Here is a 17879-nt window from a genome sequence, read left to right as displayed (position 1 = left end):
AAGAAATGTTTTATTATCTGCTGGAATATATTAATAAAGTATTTAATCCCCCGGGATTTGACCTTTTCAGGTATTTAACCTTCAGGGCTGCACTTTCAGCCATCTCATCGCTGTTTCTGTCGCTATATCTGGGACCGAAGCTCATTAACTATCTGAGAAAAAAACAGATCGGAGAGGCTAAAAAAATTGACGGCCCGAAGAGCCACTGGTCAAAGGCCGGAACGCCGACAATGGGCGGAATTATTATTATATTTTCCATAATTGTCCCCGTGCTGCTTTGGAGCGATATAAAAAGCATGTATATTATCCTGGTCATGGCCGGAACCATATGGCTTAGCGGCGTAGGATTCCTGGATGACTACCTGAAGGTTATGAAAAAATTCCCGAACGGTCTTATTGCAAGATATAAGCTTCTGGGACAGGTGCTTATCGGACTCGTTGTTGGTGTGGCAGTGTATTTCCTGCCCGAATTCAGGGATGTTAACTCTATAACAACCCTGCCCTTTTTTAAGGACACAAACTTTGATTTTTCGTATTTCTATATACCTGTTGTAGTTTTTATCATCGCTGCTACTTCCAATGCCGTCAACCTCACCGATGGTCTTGACGGCCTTGCTATAGGCAACATAATGATCGTAATGATTGCTCTTGCAATTTTAAGCTACGTTTCAGGAAATATAATTTACGCAGACTACCTGAACATACTTTATCTGCCGGGCTCCGGTGAACTGATTGTCTTTGTAGCTGCAGTGCTCGGCGCCTCACTCGGGTTTCTGTGGTTTAACTTTTATCCGGCTCAGATCTTTATGGGCGATACCGGCTCACTTGCCTTAGGAGGCGCCTTCGGCATCATAATGATACTGATAAAAAAAGAGCTCCTGATTCCTATTCTTGGCGGAGTGTTCTTTCTTGAAACGGTTTCAGTTATTATTCAGAGAGTCTACTTCAAGTATACAAAGAAGCGCTACGGCGAGGGAAGAAGAATTTTCAAGATGGCTCCCGTCCATCACCATTTTGAGATGGAAGGATGGCCGGAACCCAAAATTGTGGTAAGATTCTATATTCTGACAATTATTTTAACAATTTTCAGTTTAACAACTTTCAAGATAAGATGATTAACGTAACGGGAAAGAAAATAAGCATTATAGGCGCTGTAAGAAGCGGACTTGGTGCTGCCAGGCTCATTAAGACTCTTGGCGGCCTTGCATTTGTAAGCGACTCTGCTCCAAAGGAGAAAATCCAGAAGAATCTCGAGATCCTTGACAGCGAAAATATTCCTTATGAATTCGGCGGGCATACCGAAAGGGTATTTGACTGCGAATTTATGATTACTTCTCCCGGTGTGCCTTCAAATTCCGAGATCCTCCAGGCGGCAAGGCAAAAGGGGATTAAAGTAATCAGCGAAGTTGAATTTGCCTCCAATTTCTGCAAGGGAAAGATAATTTCAATTACAGGAACAAACGGCAAAACCACTACAACAAGCCTTTGCGCACACGTCCTGAATGAATGCGGACTTAAGACACATTTGGCAGGTAATATTGGTATTGCATTTTCTGAGGTGGTCCTGAACGTTAAGGAAGATGAATGCGTGGCTCTCGAAACCTCAAGCTTTCAGCTGGATCACGTAGACACTTTTAAGCCTTATGTTTCAACTATACTGAATATTACGCCGGACCATCTGGACCGTTATGACCATAACCTCCAGAACTATATAAATTCGAAATTGAACGTATTTAAGAATCAGGACGATGGTGACTTCCTTATATTGAATGCAGATGATGAAAGGACGCCTGAAGACATCAGCAACACTAAGGTCAACAGGTTCTATTTCTCCCTGAAGAAAGAAATATCCAACGGTGCCACGCTTGAGGACAGCAAAATGGTCTTCAGGCGCAATGGAAACGTTGAGTTCAGCTGCAAGGTTGAGGAATTCAGCCTGGTCGGAGAACATAATTACGCCAATGCGATGGCTGTGATTATTATTGCAAAGATATTTAACCTCGATAACGATAAAATAAAGTCCGCACTCGGAAATTTCCCGGGCGTTGAACACCGCCTGGAATTTGTCCGCGAGCTGGACGGCGTGAAATATATAAACGATTCCAAGGCTACCAACGTGGACTCGGTCTGGTATGCTTTAAGAAGCTTTGAAGAGCCGATTTTCCTTATCCTGGGCGGAAAGGATAAGGGAAATGACTATAACCAGATAAAAGACCTCGTGGTAAAAAAAGTTAAAAAGATCTACGCCATCGGCTCATCGGCCGATAAGGTGTTTAATTTCTTCCACAGCCTTGTGAAAGTGGAAGTCAAGAAGTCTTTAGAAGAGTGCGTCTCAACGGCAAGCAGTGAGGCCAGGGAAAACGACGTGGTGCTCCTTTCGCCTGCCTGCGCAAGCTTTGATATGTTTAATGATTATGAACACAGAGGCCGGGTATTTAAAGAAGCAGTAAATAAACTATGAATCTGAAATATTTAAGCAGAATATTCTATATCTCGATACTGGCCTTAATCATTGTAGGTTCAGCCCTGGTCTTGAGTGCCAGCAGCGCTTACAGTGCATTAAGGTTCCATGACAACCTTTACAGGCTGTTTTCTGCTCATATTATCAGGGTGGTTATTGCAATTTTCGCTCTTGTTGCCTTCTCGGTTATTCCTTATGAGCTTTATAAGGAGTACAGCAAGAAAATTATTATTGGGGCTGCGGGTCTGCTTCTGCTGACACTTTTTATCGCCCCGAACGTCAAGGGAGCAGGCAGATGGATTAACCTGGGGCTGTTTTCCTTTCAGCCTTCTGAAATAGCCAAGTTTATGCTCATTGTCCACCTGGCTTACCTGATCGAGGCTAAGGGTGATGAACTAAAGGATTACAAGAACGGCTTTAAGTATCCTCTCGTTTGGATCATAATAATAGCAGGACTCATATTCGTCCAGCCTAACGTCAGTACGAGCCTTGTTGTGGCAACAATTGCCTTTACGCTTCTTTTTGTAGGCGGGGCAAAGATTTCACACATTATATCGACTGTTGGCCTTGCCGGAATTGCTGCCGGATGCTTTATGATGATGTTTCATCACTCCAGGCAGAGAATACTGACCTTTGTAAGCAGTATGGGAAGCGGAAGTGAAATTAACATTCAGGTGGCACAGGGTAAAATTGCCCTCGGCAGCGGCGGCCTTTTGGGCCTGGGCTTGGGGCAAAGCCGCCAAAGCGACCTGTTTTTGCCCGAGGCATACGGAGATTTTATTTTCTCGATCCTTGGCGAGGAGTTAGGCTTTATAGGAGTTGTATTTATACTTCTGGTTTACCTGGTTATTTTCTTTGCCGGCATCATAATAGCCAAGAATGCAAAGGACAAGTTCGGTCAGCTCCTGGCTTTTGGAATAAGTTTTACAATTATAATTAGTGCTTTTATTAATGCTGCAGTGGTAACAGGAATTTTCCCCACAACGGGAATTCCGCTTCCTTTTATAAGCTATGGCGGAACTTCAATCATATTCATGTGCGGGGCTGCAGGCGTTATAGTTAACATAGCAGTAAGGTCACACAAAGCAAAAACAGCTAAAGCAGCAGTAAGTAAATGAAAAAAACAGAAACAAAATACAGGTTTTTATTTGCCGGTGGAGGTACGGGCGGACATCTTTTCCCGGCTATTGCTGTTGCTGAAAAGATTAAAATGCTTAAGCCCGAGGCAGAGTTCCTTTTTGTTGGAACTAAGGCCAAAATTGAAGCTGTGGTTGTGCCAAAACTGGGCTACAACTTTAAGACGATCTGGATCAAGGGCTTTGCCCGCAGGTTTGACCTCCAGAATGTCCTTTTCCCGCTGAAGTTTGTGGTCTCAATGCTGCAGTCGCTCTGGATAAATGTAGGTTTTAAGCCCCGGGTTGCCATTGGCTCCGGTGGTTACGTTTCTGGCCCCGCAGTCTGGGGAGCCAGTGTAATGGGTGCAAAGGTAATTCTGCTCGAACAGAACAGCTACCCTGGCATAACTACAAGGCTCCTGGAGAAGAAGGCCACTGAAATACACTTAAGCTTTGAGGATTCCAAAAAATACTTAAAGGATCCATCAAAACTTTATGTCACGGGTAACCCTGTTCGCTCAAGCCTGAGGCTTGAAGAAAAGTCCCTGGCCCTCGGGAAGTTCAACCTCCTTGAAGGGAAGAAAACGCTGCTCGTTCTTGGCGGCAGCCTGGGGGCAAGGTCGGTTAATGAGGCGGTTGCAAAGGCAATTCCTCAGCTCGCGGAGAAGGGTATACAGGTAATCTGGCAGACTGGTAAGAATTATTATGAAACCTATAAGCATCTTCAGCCCCCAACGGTCTGGATCAACCCTTTTATTGAGGATATGGGTGCCGCGTTTTCAGCCTGCGACCTTCTGATTTCAAGAGCCGGCGCAACGACAATTGCAGAGATTACGATGCTTGGTATACCGACAATATTTGTCCCGTCGCCGAACGTGGCGGCAAACCATCAGTACCTGAATGCAAAGAGCCTTTCGGACAGGGATGCTGCAATCCTGCAGGCCGACAATAAGGCCTCTGAAGAGCTTGCTGGAAAAGTGCTGGACGTGATTTTTGATGATTTGAGGCTCGGACAACTTTCAGCTAATATAAAAATGTTTGCTAAACCTGATGCTGCTCTAATAGTGGCTCAAAATGCAATTAAGCTGGCGGAGTCTTTATGACAACTGCAACAACTGCTGGGAAAAGAAAGATCTTTAAATACAATCTTTCATTTTACTATCAGTCAACAATTATTTATTTTATTGCTTTCCTGCTTTATGTATTCATAAAGGGGATGTTCCTTGAGGACTCATTTAAGATGATCCTCAAAGACCCGGTAATATACTTTTTCATACTGATTGTACTCATTGCGCTCATAAGCCTGCTTTATAACCTGTACCTGAACAAGCACATTGAATTCAGGGCCGATGAACTCGTCATAAAGAAGGGAAGCAGGACAAGAGTAGTAAAGTATTCCGACATAGTGAGCATCAGGCAGAGAAAGGAAAGAAGGCGTTCCAGGGTCAGGTCTTTCAGAATCATTAGAATTAAAGTAAGAAACAGAAGGCTCCCAATAATTATTATCCCATATGATTATGAGAACAGAATGGAATTGATAGAAGCCATAAAAGAGTTAAGAAACAAATTCGGAAGTAAAAGTAATGTTTAAGAATATAAAGAAAGTGCATTTTGTAGGCATCGGCGGAATCGGCATGAGCGGAATTGCTGAAATCCTCTTAAACCGTGGTTTTCAGATCTCGGGAAGTGACAGGGCTCTGACCGATATTACTGAAAGATTAAGAAGCCTGGGCGTTGAAATTTATGAAGGGCACTCGGCAGATAACCTCAAAGATGTTGACGTTCTTGTTTACTCATCTGCTGTCAGCATTGATAACCCTGAGGTTGCTTCAGCCATTGAAAGAAAAATCCCCATCATCAAGCGCTCTGAAATGCTTGCTGAATGCATGAGAATGCAGTACGGCATCGGAATAGCCGGCACCCACGGTAAAACCACCACGACCTCAATGGTTGGACTGGTTTTAACCGAAGGAGGAATTGATCCTACTATTATCGTAGGCGGCAAATTAAGCAGCCTTGGCGGAACAAACGCCAGGCTCGGTAAAGGTGAATACATCGTTGTTGAGGCTGATGAGTTCGACAGGACATTCCTTAAGCTGACTCCGACCATTGCAGCCCTTACAACGCTCGAAAAAGAACACCTGGATACGTATAAGGACCTCGACGACATTAAGAGTGCATTTGTTGAGTTCGCAAACAAGGTCCCGTTCTACGGATTTGTTGTCCTTTGCATGGACGAACCCGCACTGCAGGACATTCTGCCTATGATAAACAAGAAGGTCTTTACGTACGGCCTTACTTCGCAGGCAGACATACGTGCAATCGATATTAAGCACAATGAATACTCCAGCACATATAATGTAAAGTATAAGGGTAAAATGCTGGGCGAAATCAGGCTCAATATCCCCGGCGTTCACAACATCAAGAACTCGCTGGTTGCAGTTACAATTGCTACTGAACTCGGAATTGATTTTAAGACTATACAGAAGTCACTCGAATCCTTTAGCGGCGTCTACAGAAGATTTGAAACAAAATATAACGAGGACCTCCTTGTTATCGACGACTATGCACACCACCCGACAGAAGTAAATGCTACTTTGTCTGGCGTGCGCTCTGGCTGGGACAGAAGGCTTGTTGCAGTATTTCAGCCGCACCTTTTTACCAGAACAAGGGACTTTGCCTCTGAATTCGGAAGATCGTTCTTAAACTCGGATATTTTCATATGCACGGACGTATATCCTGCAAGAGAAAAACCGATTGAAGGCATTACGGGTGAAATAATTGCACAGGCGGCAAAGAAGTTCGGGCACAAGAACGTTCTCTACGTCCAGGATAAGGAGAAGATACCAGAAGTCCTCATGAACCTTAAGAAAGACGGCGACATAATTGTCACAATGGGCGCCGGCGACATCTGGAAATATGGCGAGAAGTTCATTCAATTGCTGAACGGTAACAAAAGCCCTGAGAGTAATGAAAGCAAAAAGTAAGCTTACAGGTATGCTCGTTTTTGCTGCATTAATCCTTGGGACGGTCTATTTATCGGTTACTTCTGAAAAAGAAATAAAAAATAATGTAGAAAAGATAGAAATTATTGGAAATCGCTTTTTATCTAAGCAAGAATATTTTAATTTTGCAAGGTTAAATAAAATTTCTGATTACAAATTCTTATCTTTACCAATTATAAAATCAAGATTACAGAAGCATCCCTATGTTTCTAATGCGGAAGTGAAATTTAAGGATGCTAATACAGTAGTTGTCAGTCTGACGGAAAGAAAATTTGAGGCTATTTTACTGAGCGACACCGGACAGTTTCTTTTGACAAACGATTTTATTTTGATACCAGTTTTCCCTTATACAAAGAATATAGATCTTCCGGTTATCGAAAATGCTCTCCCGGATGGAAAGCTGAGGCCACTTACAGAACTGAAAAATAACGATACCAGGGCAGCCTTCAGAATTATTGAGGCTGCAAGACTGCTTCAGGGCGACCTTTATCAGAATATCTCTGAGGTAGACTTAAGAAAGGGCAAAGAGATTGTCCTCAGGATGAGGGGACGCGATTTTCAGGTGATTCTAGGACGCGGAAACGAAGCTTCCAAGATGGTTTACTTTAGCAAAATATGGAACAAACTCAATAGAGTTGATCAACCGGTTGATAGCTTTATCAACTATGTGGATTTAAGGTTTGATAAATTAATTTATTTAGGTACGACAAACTTAGATACCGAAGTAAAAGGTGACAAAGGATGAGGAAAAATATTATAGCCGGTCTTGATTTGGGGACAACAAAAGTTGGCGCCATAATCGCCGAGAAGTCGGAAAACACCATCGATATTCTGGGCTTCGGCGTTGCTCCTTCTGAGGGCCTGAACAGGGGGCTGGTTGCCAATATAGCCAAGACTGCCGACGCAATTAAAGCAGCCATGGAAGTTGCCAGCAACAGGGCGGGTATTGACCTTAGAATCCTCAACGTTGGTGTTGCCGGCGAACATATTACGAGCCTCCGCCATAGAAATTATGTGACTATTAACAGCCCTGAAAGGGAAATAACACAGGAGGACCTCAACAGGCTTGATGCTGACGTCAGGACAATCAGAATTCCTTCGGACAGGCAGATTCTCCACATAATTCCGGAAGAATTCTCAATCGACCACCAGGGCGGCATTGAAAACCCTATAGGAATGTGCGGATCGCGCCTTGAGGCAGTCAACCATATAGTCCTGGCTTCAATTCCTGCAATCCAGAACATTAAGCGCTCTGTTGAACGTGCTGGCTATACGGTTCAGGACTATATATTGCAGCCGATTGCATCCAGCTCATCTGTGCTTGAGGAAAATGAAAAGGACCTGGGTGTCGTGCTTATCGATATCGGCGGCGGAACAACGGACATTGCAGTTTTCCACAAGAAAACCATAAAACACACAAAAGTCATCGGTGTTGCTGGAAACCAGGTTACTAACGATATAAGGGAAGCCCTGGGTATTGTGACAGAAGATGCCGAAAAACTGAAAAAAGAATACGGCTACGCAACCGAAGGCTCAATAATTAAGGATGAAGATATTTATATAAGAGGCGTTGGCGCCAGGGGCAACGTCAAGATTCCTGTAAGCCTCCTTACTCAGATTATCAGTGTCAGAATGAGAGAGCTCTTTACTCTTATTGATAATGAAATCAGGCATACGGGCTTCAAGAATAAAATTAAGGCCGGTATTGTTCTAACCGGCGGCGGATCGCTCCTTAAAGGCTGTACCGAACTTGCTGAAGAGGTTTTCGGCCTGCCTACAAGAATTGGAGTTCCGCAGGACCTTGGCAAAGGGCTTTCTGCTGAAATTGAAAGTCCTGAATTTGCCACTCTGGCAGGACTCATCCGGGGCGTCCCCGGTACGGGATCCAGCGAAAGTGCTGCTGCTGCTGTCAAGATGAAGAAGAGCAAAGACAAAAATGCAGTTTTCGATATATTCAAGAAAGTACGCGAGTTTTTTGACGAGTTATAAAAACCACAACAAGGAGGAAGTTTATGTCATTTTTTGCAACATTGGATCGTGAAAATCCTATGTCGGCACAGCTGAAAGTAGTTGGCGTTGGCGGGGGCGGCTGTAATGCAGTTGAGAGCATGATCAATAGGGGACTGAGCGGCGTTGAGTACATTGTAGTTAATACTGATGCCCAGGTGCTCATTAAAAACACTGCTACTCATAAAATCCAGGTCGGCACTAGCGTTACACGCGGCCTTGGAGCAGGAGCCGATCCTAATGTAGGCAAGAAAGCTGTTGAAGAAGACCGTGAAAAGCTGACCAAGATCCTGGAAGGAAGCGATATGGTCTTTATTACTGCCGGTATGGGCGGCGGTACCGGTACCGGGGGAGCTCCTATAGTTGCCTCTATTGCAAAGAGCCTGGGCGCTCTTGTAGTCGGTATTGTAACAAAACCCTTCAGATGGGAAGGCAAGAAAAGAATGATGAATGCCGAACAGGGCATTCAGGAATTAAGGCAGTATGTTGACAGCCTTATTGTAATTCCGAATGAAAGACTGTTGAATATACTTGACCCTTCAATCAGCGCTAACCAGGCCTTCGATAAGCCGAATGAAGTGCTCTACGAGGCTACGCGCGGAATTGCCGACATTATTACCATAGGCGGCATTATAAACGTGGACTTTGCCGACGTGCGCTCGGTTATGAGCCAGAGCGGTGAGGCCTTAATGGGCTGCGGAATTGCAAGCGGCGAAAACCGCGCAATTGAAGCTGCTCAGAAGGCTATCTCAAGCCCGCTCCTTGAAGGCGTAAGCATTAAGGGCGCTAAGAATATACTCCTTAATGTAACAGGCTCAAGCTCCCTTACAATGCGCGAGATCGATGAGGGCAACAAGGTGATCTATGATGCTGCAGGCGAAGAAGCAAACGTTATCTTCGGCTGGGTAAATAAAGAGGAGATGAATGAATACGTCTCTTATACCGTAATTGCCACCGGTTTCGACAGCAACAGGAAACAGAAGGAAGTAGCTCCTCAGGCCGCAAAGCCGCAGCCGACTCCATCTTTCTCCTTCGGGGGCTATAGCCCAAAGGAACCTGAACAGAACGATTTCAGGTTTACAAAGCAGGAGGATCTGGATATACCGACCATTTTCCGCGTGAAAGGCTCAAAATCGGTTGCCCTTCCGGAAGAGGATCAGGTACCTCAGAGCGGATTTACAATCGATAAGATTGCAAATTATCAGCCTGAAGACAAAAGAAAACAGGTTGAAGACGACAGAGATGACGATGAAAGCTCTTCATTCCTCAGAATGATGATGGACTAGAAGTCAATTAATAATTAAAAAGGAAAAATTAAAAAGTAAGAAGTATACAGAAGATTAAAAAAGGCTGGCTGGGATTTCTCCTTGTTGTGGTGACAAAGATAAGCGAAAAATGACTCTTCCAATTCGCAAATGAAATCTGGCAGCCTTTTTTTATTTTAAAAATTTAAGATAGACCTTTTGCAGTATTCAGGAAGCTTTCTCGGCAGATTTCCCCAGAATTTTTTTCTTGAATAAAAGGAAAAGAAGTACCAGTACTACCAGTATAAAAGAGATCATAACCGTGTGGTGCTGAACGCTCTCAAGCATAACTTCCCACTTGTCCCCGAAAAAGTATCCTACTGAAAGGAATCCCGCAGCCCAGATAAATGCTCCAAGGTAGGCAAAAAGAGCAAATTCCCAGAGCTCCAGCTTGCTGGTTCCTGCAATTATGGCAAAAATGTGCCTGATGCCGGGAATAAAGTATCCTATTAAAAGCGCCCAGCGCCCCACTTTTTCGAACCAGTTGTGTGCCTTTGCAAGCTTTTCTTCTGTAATGTGAAGATATCTGCCGTATTTGTGAAGTACATAAAGCCCGAATGTGCGCCCGATTGTGTAGCTTAAAGTTATACCAACTACACTTCCCAGATAGGCTGAAAAGAAGGCAGGAACAAGCTTAAGGTCGCCCTTGTAAACCAAAAAACCGGTCAGAGTAAGTAAAGTTTCATCAGGAACAGGCAGCCCCACAATCCCAAGAACAAGCAAAATGAAAATCCCCCCGTAACCGTACTGACTAATCCAGAATTCTATATTTCCCATTAACTCCCCAAAAACCAAAAATTATTTATTAAAGCTGAAATAGTAGAGCTTTATATCGGGCGAATTATACTGCCTTAGGAGTATAAAGTCGGATGACCTGTCGTCGTAAACGTCGTACAAAAAGTATTTCCTGTAATGTGAAAAGAAATATCTGTGAAATGACGAATCAGAGGCAGCCAGCAAAGTCTTGGCTACCGTATCATTCCAGTCGCGGTTATGCGAGGAAACCAGCCACACATTCCTGTGAGTTTCCATTATAGGCCTCAGCATTTCCCGCAGGCTGTCAGGGTTTAGCTGCGGGGCACTTGGCTCAAAAGGAATCAAAACGACGTCCGTCCTTTTGGAATAATACTCATACATAAATCTGCATACGCCGGCATTAAACAATATGGCGTCGCCCTTTTTTGTCTTTGCGTCCAGGTATCCTATTGCCTCACGCCACGTCTCCTTATTTGTCGTAACCAGGTCGTTTGCCCAATTAAAAACTGACAGGCCCAAAATAAGCAGAAGTATCGATAATTTCACTGGTTTTGAAGATATATTATTTATCCCTTTGCCTGCAAGTATAATGAATGCCGCAGAAGAGGCAACAGTATATTTGACCATAAAAATGGGGGAAAGGAACTGCGAAATGAGAAAAGGCAGGAGTACCGGAACAGAAAGCCAGATAAAAAGAAAATAAGCCTCATTAACGTTAACTATAGACAGCCTGTATTCAATATCTTCAAAGTCCCCGGCAAACTTTCCCTGTACGTTGACTTTAATTACCCTGGAGATAAAAATAATTGACAGCATCATCATCGGGATCATTACTAAGGCAAGTATTAGCGAACCCGAATACTCAACTAAAGTCTCCGGAAGCTGCAGAAGTGTAGCTCTCGGAATCCAGAGGATTTTCTGCGCCAGGAGGAACTGCCTGTAGAAGATAATTAACCAGGGTACAAAAAGAAAGAAAGTTACGGCGTTTGTAGAAAGAAAAGGAAGAACGTTTTCCTTAAACTTCCTTTTGGAATAAAATGCAAGGCTGAAGAAATAGAAAAATTCAGCAGCAACAATAAAATAACTGTAAACGTGTGTGTGAAGAAGAAGAAAGTTTACAATGAGGTACATTACCCACATGCTTTTCTTGTGCGAGCTAAGCGCCAGAAGCAATAGGTGCATTGAAACAACTGTTAGTAAGCTAAGCAGTGCGTACATCCGGGCTTCCTGCGCAGCCTCTATATTTATGTAAGAGAGTGCCAGAAGAAAAGAGGATACGAGGGCTGTCCTTTCTTCAAAAATGTATTTTGCCAGGTGAAATATGGCATAGATTGTAATTGTACTGAACAAAACAGAAAGTGCGCGCACTGCAGTCTCGCCGTAGCCGAAAAGTGAGGTCCAGATGTGGAGCAAAAAATAGTACAAAGGGGGATGAAAGTCACGGGAAGTCTGCTGAATTATATCCCCAAATGACATCTGAGCGAGCCTGACCGAATAAACCTCATCAAACGTCAGGCTTTCAGCTCCTAGAAGTATAAATCTTAATGCAAATCCCGCGATTATAACTAAGGGCAGCAAAATCTTATAGGTCTCAGGTGCAATAGTTTTTGCCGGCTGCAAAGTACGTAATACATCTTTCTTGATCATTTAGCTAAGTTTCTTTGTTTTCCAATCCTGCTTCTTTTCCCTGCAATGGCTGTATTTAAGTTAATATAAATAAAAAATCACCCATTGCAATCAAAAATTTCTCCTGGAAAGGACCCCGGAAAGAGGAAAAATATTAGCCTTTCACATTCAGAATTCATACTCCTCAGCTAAAGTGAACAACTGTTGTATAGATTATTGTACACCGCGGGACTTAAAAGCCCCGTTAAAATGCAAAAATCGCAGAATTATTCTGGCACCTAAGTTGTTTATATCAAAGAAAGAGAACAATAACCGGGGTCTGAAATGAAACTTATGAAATACTTAACCGCTTTATTTATAACTGTATATGCATTCTTATTAACGGGATGCGATATAAATCAGAATCACTTTAATGATGCACCTCCTGCACCGCCATCAAATGTTTATTCCATAAACGGGAATAACAGGGTGGATATATACTGGGACTATAGCCGCAACAAAGAAGTGGCAGGATATAACGTTTATTACAGCTACTCCTACGATGGGAAGTATACGCTCCTGGGCTCCACAGAGTCTGACCATTTTACGGATTATGATGCAAAAAATGGCGACACTTACTTCTATGCAGTTGCGGCATATGACTTTAACGGTAATGAAAGTGATTTAAGCATCGAGCAGGTGCAGAGCACACCCCGTCCTGAGGATTTTGACAGGGTGATCTACGACTACAGGCGGTTCCCGAATACCTCGGGCTTTGAGTTTGCCTCAAATTCAGTAATGCCGTATGACTCTAAGAATACAGATTTCTTCTTTGAAAACTTTCAGGGCAAGTTCTACCTGGATGTATGGGACGACTCGGATATTTTGGATATGGGTCCTACAAGAGATATTTACGATATACAGATGGCCCCAACCCAGGGCTGGTCACCTACAAAGGATACCGTTGCAGTTGTAGGCCATACTTACGTCATCTGGACCTTTGACAACCATTATGCAAAAATCAGGGTGACAAACATAACAAATGACAGGATTACCTTCGACTGGGCTTACCAGACCGTCGAGGGCAACAGGATGCTCAAGGAGTCAGCAGGGGAAAGAAAAACCCTTACATTCGACGAAAAGAAGCACCACAGAATGCTCCTGAAGTAGGGCAGGATTCAGCCTCTAAAAGCCATAAATAACTAAGGCAGTGTGAATGAAGTGAAAAAGCATACTTTTTAGTATGCTTTTTCTATATTTGCTGTTTATATTTGGATTGATGTTTAATTTTAATGCAATTTTTAATGATACGGAAGTCTTTTTATATAATTCTTTCCTTTAGTATCTGGATAGCATTATGTGAAGTTTTGTATCCCCAGTCTTTTAATCCCAAAGGACAGCTCAAGGACCAAAAGCTTACAGGTGACGTTCCGAGGGTGATTTTTAACAAAATCGAAGAGGGATTTTCTCTCCGGGATATTAACAAATTTTCTAACAATATCAGTTCTCAGACCTATTTAAGCTTACCCAACGGCATTACCGGATATTACAGTGCTACCCAGGTATTTTATATACTGCAGGATTTTTCGCGTATCTACAAACCTGTCAGTTTCAGGTTCCTTACTGTAAACGAGAGGACCGATAATCCTTATGCCTCGGGTTACTACAGATATGAATCCAGGGGGGTAAGGGGAACTGCACAGGTATATATCTCCTTAAAACTATTTGGAAATAGTTGGAAGATTTCCCAGATTACGATTAACTGATGTCAGGCAAATATAAAAAAATATTAAATAAATACTTCTGGAAGGGCAGTAAAAAGTATTTCTCGGTTTTTTATTTGTCCGTTTTTCTCATTCTGGTTACTGGCATAGTTTCGCCGGTAATGCTCCAAAGCAGACAGCAGAATTGGGAAAAGGAACTAAATAAAATAGTCACTTCTATTGAGTCTTCGGTTTCTAAAAGCCTTAAGTCGAAGGAAAATAACGTCCTTAAGAAAAGCTCCCAGGTAAAAAGCTTAATAAGAACTTTGTCAGTCCGGGGAAAAGCCAGCCCTCAGGGCCTCATTGAAGCCTTAAATGAAAAGAATTCTTCCGACTATTCTGTGGAAGTATTTAATGACAATGAACAGCTCGTTGCCTGGACGGATGAGATTGCAATTCCGCAGGAAAGGTTTTTCCCGGTTTTTTATGATCCGGGTGAAGCTCACTTTTATAGATCAGGCCTTTATACATACTTAACAGTAACGGATACTGTAAGGCTTGCAGGAAGATTATATTACGAGTCTGTCAGCCTCCCGGTTGAAAAGTATTACAATATTCAGAATGATTACTACAAAAAGATTAGCCTGACTGAGGAGTTTACCAATAAGTATCTGACCCCTTTTGAGATAGAATACTCCCAGGTTGCCCATAAAAGCCTGGACGGAAGGAAATATTCAGTTGTAATTAACAACAATAAGAGCCACCAGATAGCCGTAGTTTCGTTCTTAAAGCCCGCAAAAGACGAAAGCCAGGCAAGCCTCAAAGACTTCTTTATTGATCTTCAGTCTATACTTGCAATAGTAGGACTGGCTGCCTTGCTCATGGGTTTTTTCAGCGAGATCCAGGGGGTTAAAAGCAGGCTCCTTAAGGCCTCGGTCTTAATTGTATTTGCAGTTGCATTAAGGTTTGCTTTGTTTTTCATGGAGGTCCCGGCAAAATTTCTTGAAGGGCCATTGACAAATGCATCTTTCTTTGCCTCGTCATTTGGATTCGGAATTGTGAAAAGCCCGCTGGAATTCTTCATTACGGTTATTTTTGCCCTTTTTATTTGCGTTTATATTTATGAAAACGTTGTAGCACACATCAAGACAAACAGGAATGATGAGAAAAAGAACATATATTCTTTTGCCATTCTTACAGCTATTTCTGTCCTCCTGTACCTTATTTTCTTAAGAGGGCTCGGGGCATCAATAAGAAGCGTCATTTTCGACTCTTCACTGCGCTATTTCAGAGAGCCCGGGCTCTTGCCCGATTATCCTGCTGCCCTGATGCAGCTGAATGTACTTCTTCTTGGAACCGGTTCGGTCCTGGTTGCCCTTTCAATACTCCTTACAATATTTAATTATATCCCGTACGTTGAAAAGAAGAAGCTGCAAAAAAGCATGCTTTGGGTGCTCATAGTCTTTCAGATTGCAGGTGTCATCTATGACCTTACTCAAAATGAACCCCAGGGCACACCACTTATCAGGATCTTGTTTGTTACCTTTACTTTCATACTGGCCTGGAAAGTTTTCTTCGGGGAGCGTAAAGTACTCTACAATTATGTGTATTATGCACTTATTTCATCGGTAATAACAATAAGCCTTCTCAACTACTATAACTCTTCGCTGGAAAAAGAGTCGCTGAAGACCACAGCCTATGAACTGACCAGGGCAAGCGACGAATGGCTGGAATTCCTTGTGCGTGAGTCTTTAATAAATGCTACAAGAAGCGATGAAACCGTTAAGGCCTTAAAAGAGCAGGGGACGAACTTTGAAACCGCGGCATTTATGATCTGGTCCGAAAGCTCACTTCAGAGAGAGGCAATGCCTTCCTCGGTTACGCTTCTTGACAGGGAGAAGAGAATGCTGGGCAGTTTTGGCGTTGATATAAACCCTGTGTACAGGGTTACACCAATGGTGCTCAACTACGAGGGCGAGGATATTCAGATCTTTAATAATTACAGGCCCGAAGGCCTGGACGGCGGCAAAATTATTTCGGGCATCGTGCCGATAAAAGAAGATAATGTGCTCCTGGGATACGTCGTTACCTCGGTTCTCTTTAATCCCGATAACTACAAGGTCAGCAGCCTTCCCCCTTTCCTGGCCTCTAATTTTAACTCTGCAAATTCCACCGTCAGTTTTGAAAAGCTGAAAGTCTTTGAGTTCGAAAACGACAGGCTGAAAAACGTATACGGGGATATTACTCCTGCCGATACTTATACAAAAAGCATTCTTTTGACCCATCCGGAAGAAAGGGAAGCATGGACGACACTGAAGGTGGATGATGAGAACTATACGACATATATACTGAGGGAAATAAAAGGGGAAAACTTAAGAACAATTGCCGTGCTCTTAAGAGAAAAGAATTTTTCCTGGAGCCTTTACAATTTCTTTAAGGTCTTCTTTATCCACAGCCTTTTTATAATCGTCCTGCTTCTGGTCCTATACGGCACTCAGCTCAGGAAGTCGGGATTTATTAAGTATACCTTCAGGGCGCAGCTTCTTGCGGCTTTTCTTTTTATCTCACTGCTGCCTCTTATTTTTATGGCTTTTTATAACAGGAGCCTTACAGAGGAGAAAACCCGTGACCTGATTTTACTTAAGCTTGGGCAGAGTACCAGCAACATTGAAAGCTACGTCAGGGAGCATTTGAAGCAGGATAAGACGAAACCCATCAACCTCATATTCTCTGAGGCTTCCCGGGACCTGAACCTGGATTTTGCGCTTTATTCCGGGAACAGGCAGACCTTCAGTACACGCGAAGAATATTTCAGGGCGGGAATTCTGCCCGGGATAATGAACCCTTCGGCTTACAGCAAACTCTTCTTCCAGGGATACACCAGGTACGACATGAGGGAAAAGGCCGAGGATTACACGTATAATTCAATCTATACAAAGGTCAACTTTGACGGAACCGACTACGTGCTTAAGGTAAGCGATGTGTTTAACAAAATTTCACTCCCTATTACAGGCGAGGAAGTGGATATATTTCTTTTCGGAAGCTATTTCTTTGCTACTATACTGGTGATAATGATAAGCACCATTCTGGCCAACAGAATTTCTTCTCCTATCCGGGGGCTCACAAGGGCTACAATTTCAGTTGCAGGAGGAGACCTTAACTTTGAAATCAGGAATAAGCAGAAAGGGGAAATCAGGGACCTTGTTAACGGGTTTAATTCCATGATCCGCGAGCTTCAGAGAAGCCAGGCGGAGCTTGCACAGATGGAAAGGGAATCGGCATGGAAGGAGATGGCACGCCAGGTTGCTCATGAGATAAAAAATCCGCTTACTCCGATGAAGCTGGCCGTGCAGCAGCTGATGATTGCATACAGGGATAAGTCTCCTAAGTTCGATGCAATTTTTGACAAGGTCTCCAAAACAATCATAAATCAGATTGACACACTGAGCAATATAGCCTCAGAGTTTTCCGGATTTGCAAGAATGCCCAACCTCAAGGTGGAAAAGGTTGACTTGAGCGCAGTTACCCAGGAAGCATGTGACCTGTATGTGGAGGAAAACGTTAAAATTTCAATCAGCAATGAGTCAAAGAACCTTATTGTTGAGGCCGATAGGGACCAGCTTAAAAGAACAATTATTAACCTTATCCGGAATTCCATTCAGGCCGGGGCTACAGCAGTAAGCCTTAAGGCCATAAGCGACGGGGAATTCATCAATCTTGAAATTACGGATAACGGAAAAGGTATCCCGGAGGAGCTCCTGCCGCGCATCTTTGAACCGAATTTTACCACCAAGGAAAAGGGAATGGGTTTAGGCCTTAAAATTGCGAAAAAGTTTATGGAAGGAATCGGCGGCAGCATAACTATAGCCGGATCCAATGACAAGGGAACAAGAATTCTCCTTCAATTTAAAAAAGTGCGGTAA

At 43.2% G+C, this 17879-nt stretch carries 14 protein-coding genes; 12 read left to right on the top strand and 2 right to left on the bottom strand.

Annotated features, from left to right (window positions below):
* The first annotated feature begins 5 nt into the window (after positions 1 to 5).
* Genes HF312_03905 through ftsZ form a run of 9 tightly spaced genes read left to right on the top strand, consistent with a single transcriptional unit; the run spans position 6 to position 9874 of the window.
* Positions 6 to 1115 (top strand): phospho-N-acetylmuramoyl-pentapeptide-transferase, encoded by a 1110-nt coding sequence (locus HF312_03905; protein ID MCU7519334.1) that lies wholly within the window; start codon positions 6 to 8, stop codon positions 1113 to 1115.
* On the top strand, positions 1115 to 2461 hold the full coding sequence (gene murD, locus HF312_03900) for a UDP-N-acetylmuramoyl-L-alanine--D-glutamate ligase (GenBank protein MCU7519333.1): 1347 nt from the start codon (positions 1115 to 1117) through the stop codon (positions 2459 to 2461). The genes HF312_03905 and murD overlap by 1 nt, the downstream gene beginning before the upstream one ends.
* Complete coding sequence (locus HF312_03895; protein ID MCU7519332.1) at positions 2458 to 3579, top strand: FtsW/RodA/SpoVE family cell cycle protein; 1122 nt, start codon at positions 2458 to 2460, stop codon at positions 3577 to 3579. The genes murD and HF312_03895 overlap by 4 nt, the downstream gene beginning before the upstream one ends.
* Positions 3576 to 4679 (top strand): undecaprenyldiphospho-muramoylpentapeptide beta-N-acetylglucosaminyltransferase, encoded by a 1104-nt coding sequence (murG, locus tag HF312_03890; GenBank protein ID MCU7519331.1) that lies wholly within the window; start codon positions 3576 to 3578, stop codon positions 4677 to 4679. Before HF312_03895 ends, murG begins: the two co-directional genes overlap by 4 nt.
* Positions 4676 to 5167 carry a hypothetical protein gene (locus tag HF312_03885; protein ID MCU7519330.1) on the top strand — a complete coding sequence of 164 codons (492 nt, stop codon included), beginning with the start codon at positions 4676 to 4678 and terminating at the stop codon, positions 5165 to 5167. The genes murG and HF312_03885 overlap by 4 nt, the downstream gene beginning before the upstream one ends.
* On the top strand, positions 5160 to 6563 hold the full coding sequence (locus HF312_03880) for a UDP-N-acetylmuramate--L-alanine ligase (protein MCU7519329.1): 1404 nt from the start codon (positions 5160 to 5162) through the stop codon (positions 6561 to 6563). The genes HF312_03885 and HF312_03880 overlap by 8 nt, the downstream gene beginning before the upstream one ends.
* Positions 6547 to 7326, top strand: coding sequence for an FtsQ-type POTRA domain-containing protein (locus HF312_03875; GenBank protein MCU7519328.1), 780 nt, complete (start codon positions 6547 to 6549; stop codon positions 7324 to 7326). Before HF312_03880 ends, HF312_03875 begins: the two co-directional genes overlap by 17 nt.
* A complete protein-coding gene (gene ftsA, locus HF312_03870) occupies positions 7323 to 8570 on the top strand; it encodes a cell division protein FtsA (protein ID MCU7519327.1) in 1248 nt (415 codons plus the stop codon). Before HF312_03875 ends, ftsA begins: the two co-directional genes overlap by 4 nt.
* 23 nt (positions 8571 to 8593) lie before the next feature.
* Positions 8594 to 9874, top strand: a complete 1281-nt coding sequence (gene ftsZ, locus HF312_03865; GenBank protein MCU7519326.1) for a cell division protein FtsZ — start codon at positions 8594 to 8596, stop codon at positions 9872 to 9874.
* Between the two features lie 186 nt (positions 9875 to 10060).
* Here the strand turns inward: ftsZ and HF312_03860 are convergent, their stop codons facing one another.
* Complete coding sequence (locus HF312_03860) at positions 10061 to 10669, bottom strand: DedA family protein (GenBank protein ID MCU7519325.1); 609 nt, start codon at positions 10667 to 10669, stop codon at positions 10061 to 10063.
* Between the two features lie 21 nt (positions 10670 to 10690).
* Positions 10691 to 12295: a hypothetical protein gene (locus HF312_03855; GenBank protein MCU7519324.1), complete on the bottom strand. Its 1605-nt coding sequence runs from the start codon at positions 12293 to 12295 to the stop codon at positions 10691 to 10693.
* A gap of 312 nt (positions 12296 to 12607) precedes the next feature.
* On the opposite strand from HF312_03855, the gene HF312_03850 reads away from it, so the two are divergent.
* The 3 genes from HF312_03850 (at position 12608) to HF312_03840 (ending at position 17879) form a co-directional block, all read left to right on the top strand.
* Positions 12608 to 13423, top strand: a complete 816-nt coding sequence (locus HF312_03850) for a hypothetical protein (protein ID MCU7519323.1) — start codon at positions 12608 to 12610, stop codon at positions 13421 to 13423.
* Between the two features lie 134 nt (positions 13424 to 13557).
* A complete protein-coding gene (locus tag HF312_03845; protein ID MCU7519322.1) occupies positions 13558 to 14019 on the top strand; it encodes a DUF4783 domain-containing protein in 462 nt (153 codons plus the stop codon).
* Positions 14019 to 17879, top strand: a complete 3861-nt coding sequence (locus tag HF312_03840; GenBank protein MCU7519321.1) for a HAMP domain-containing protein — start codon at positions 14019 to 14021, stop codon at positions 17877 to 17879. The genes HF312_03845 and HF312_03840 overlap by 1 nt, the downstream gene beginning before the upstream one ends.

The sequence above is a fragment of the Ignavibacteria bacterium genome (assembly GCA_025612375.1).
Lineage (GTDB): Bacteria > Bacteroidota > Ignavibacteria > Ignavibacteriales > SURF-24 > JAAXKN01.
This window is presented reverse-complemented; position numbering and strand designations above follow the sequence as displayed.

What these genes read in the sequence shown, in the direction of transcription:
- HF312_03880 (MCU7519329.1), top strand. Translation starts at nt 5,160, where the DNA reads ATGTTTAAGAATATAAAGAAAGTGCATTTTGTAGGCATCGGCGGAATC.
- HF312_03885 (MCU7519330.1), top strand. Translation starts at nt 4,676, where the DNA reads ATGACAACTGCAACAACTGCTGGGAAAAGAAAGATCTTTAAATACAAT.
- HF312_03860 (MCU7519325.1), bottom strand. Translation starts at nt 10,669, where the DNA reads ATGGGAAATATAGAATTCTGGATTAGTCAGTACGGTTACGGGGGGATT.
- murG (MCU7519331.1), top strand. Translation starts at nt 3,576, where the DNA reads ATGAAAAAAACAGAAACAAAATACAGGTTTTTATTTGCCGGTGGAGGT.
- ftsZ (MCU7519326.1), top strand. Translation starts at nt 8,594, where the DNA reads ATGTCATTTTTTGCAACATTGGATCGTGAAAATCCTATGTCGGCACAG.
- HF312_03845 (MCU7519322.1), top strand. Translation starts at nt 13,558, where the DNA reads ATGATACGGAAGTCTTTTTATATAATTCTTTCCTTTAGTATCTGGATA.
- HF312_03840 (MCU7519321.1), top strand. Translation starts at nt 14,019, where the DNA reads ATGTCAGGCAAATATAAAAAAATATTAAATAAATACTTCTGGAAGGGC.
- HF312_03895 (MCU7519332.1), top strand. Translation starts at nt 2,458, where the DNA reads ATGAATCTGAAATATTTAAGCAGAATATTCTATATCTCGATACTGGCC.
- HF312_03850 (MCU7519323.1), top strand. Translation starts at nt 12,608, where the DNA reads ATGAAATACTTAACCGCTTTATTTATAACTGTATATGCATTCTTATTA.
- HF312_03905 (MCU7519334.1), top strand. Translation starts at nt 6, where the DNA reads ATGTTTTATTATCTGCTGGAATATATTAATAAAGTATTTAATCCCCCG.
- HF312_03855 (MCU7519324.1), bottom strand. Translation starts at nt 12,295, where the DNA reads ATGATCAAGAAAGATGTATTACGTACTTTGCAGCCGGCAAAAACTATT.
- ftsA (MCU7519327.1), top strand. Translation starts at nt 7,323, where the DNA reads ATGAGGAAAAATATTATAGCCGGTCTTGATTTGGGGACAACAAAAGTT.
- HF312_03875 (MCU7519328.1), top strand. Translation starts at nt 6,547, where the DNA reads ATGAAAGCAAAAAGTAAGCTTACAGGTATGCTCGTTTTTGCTGCATTA.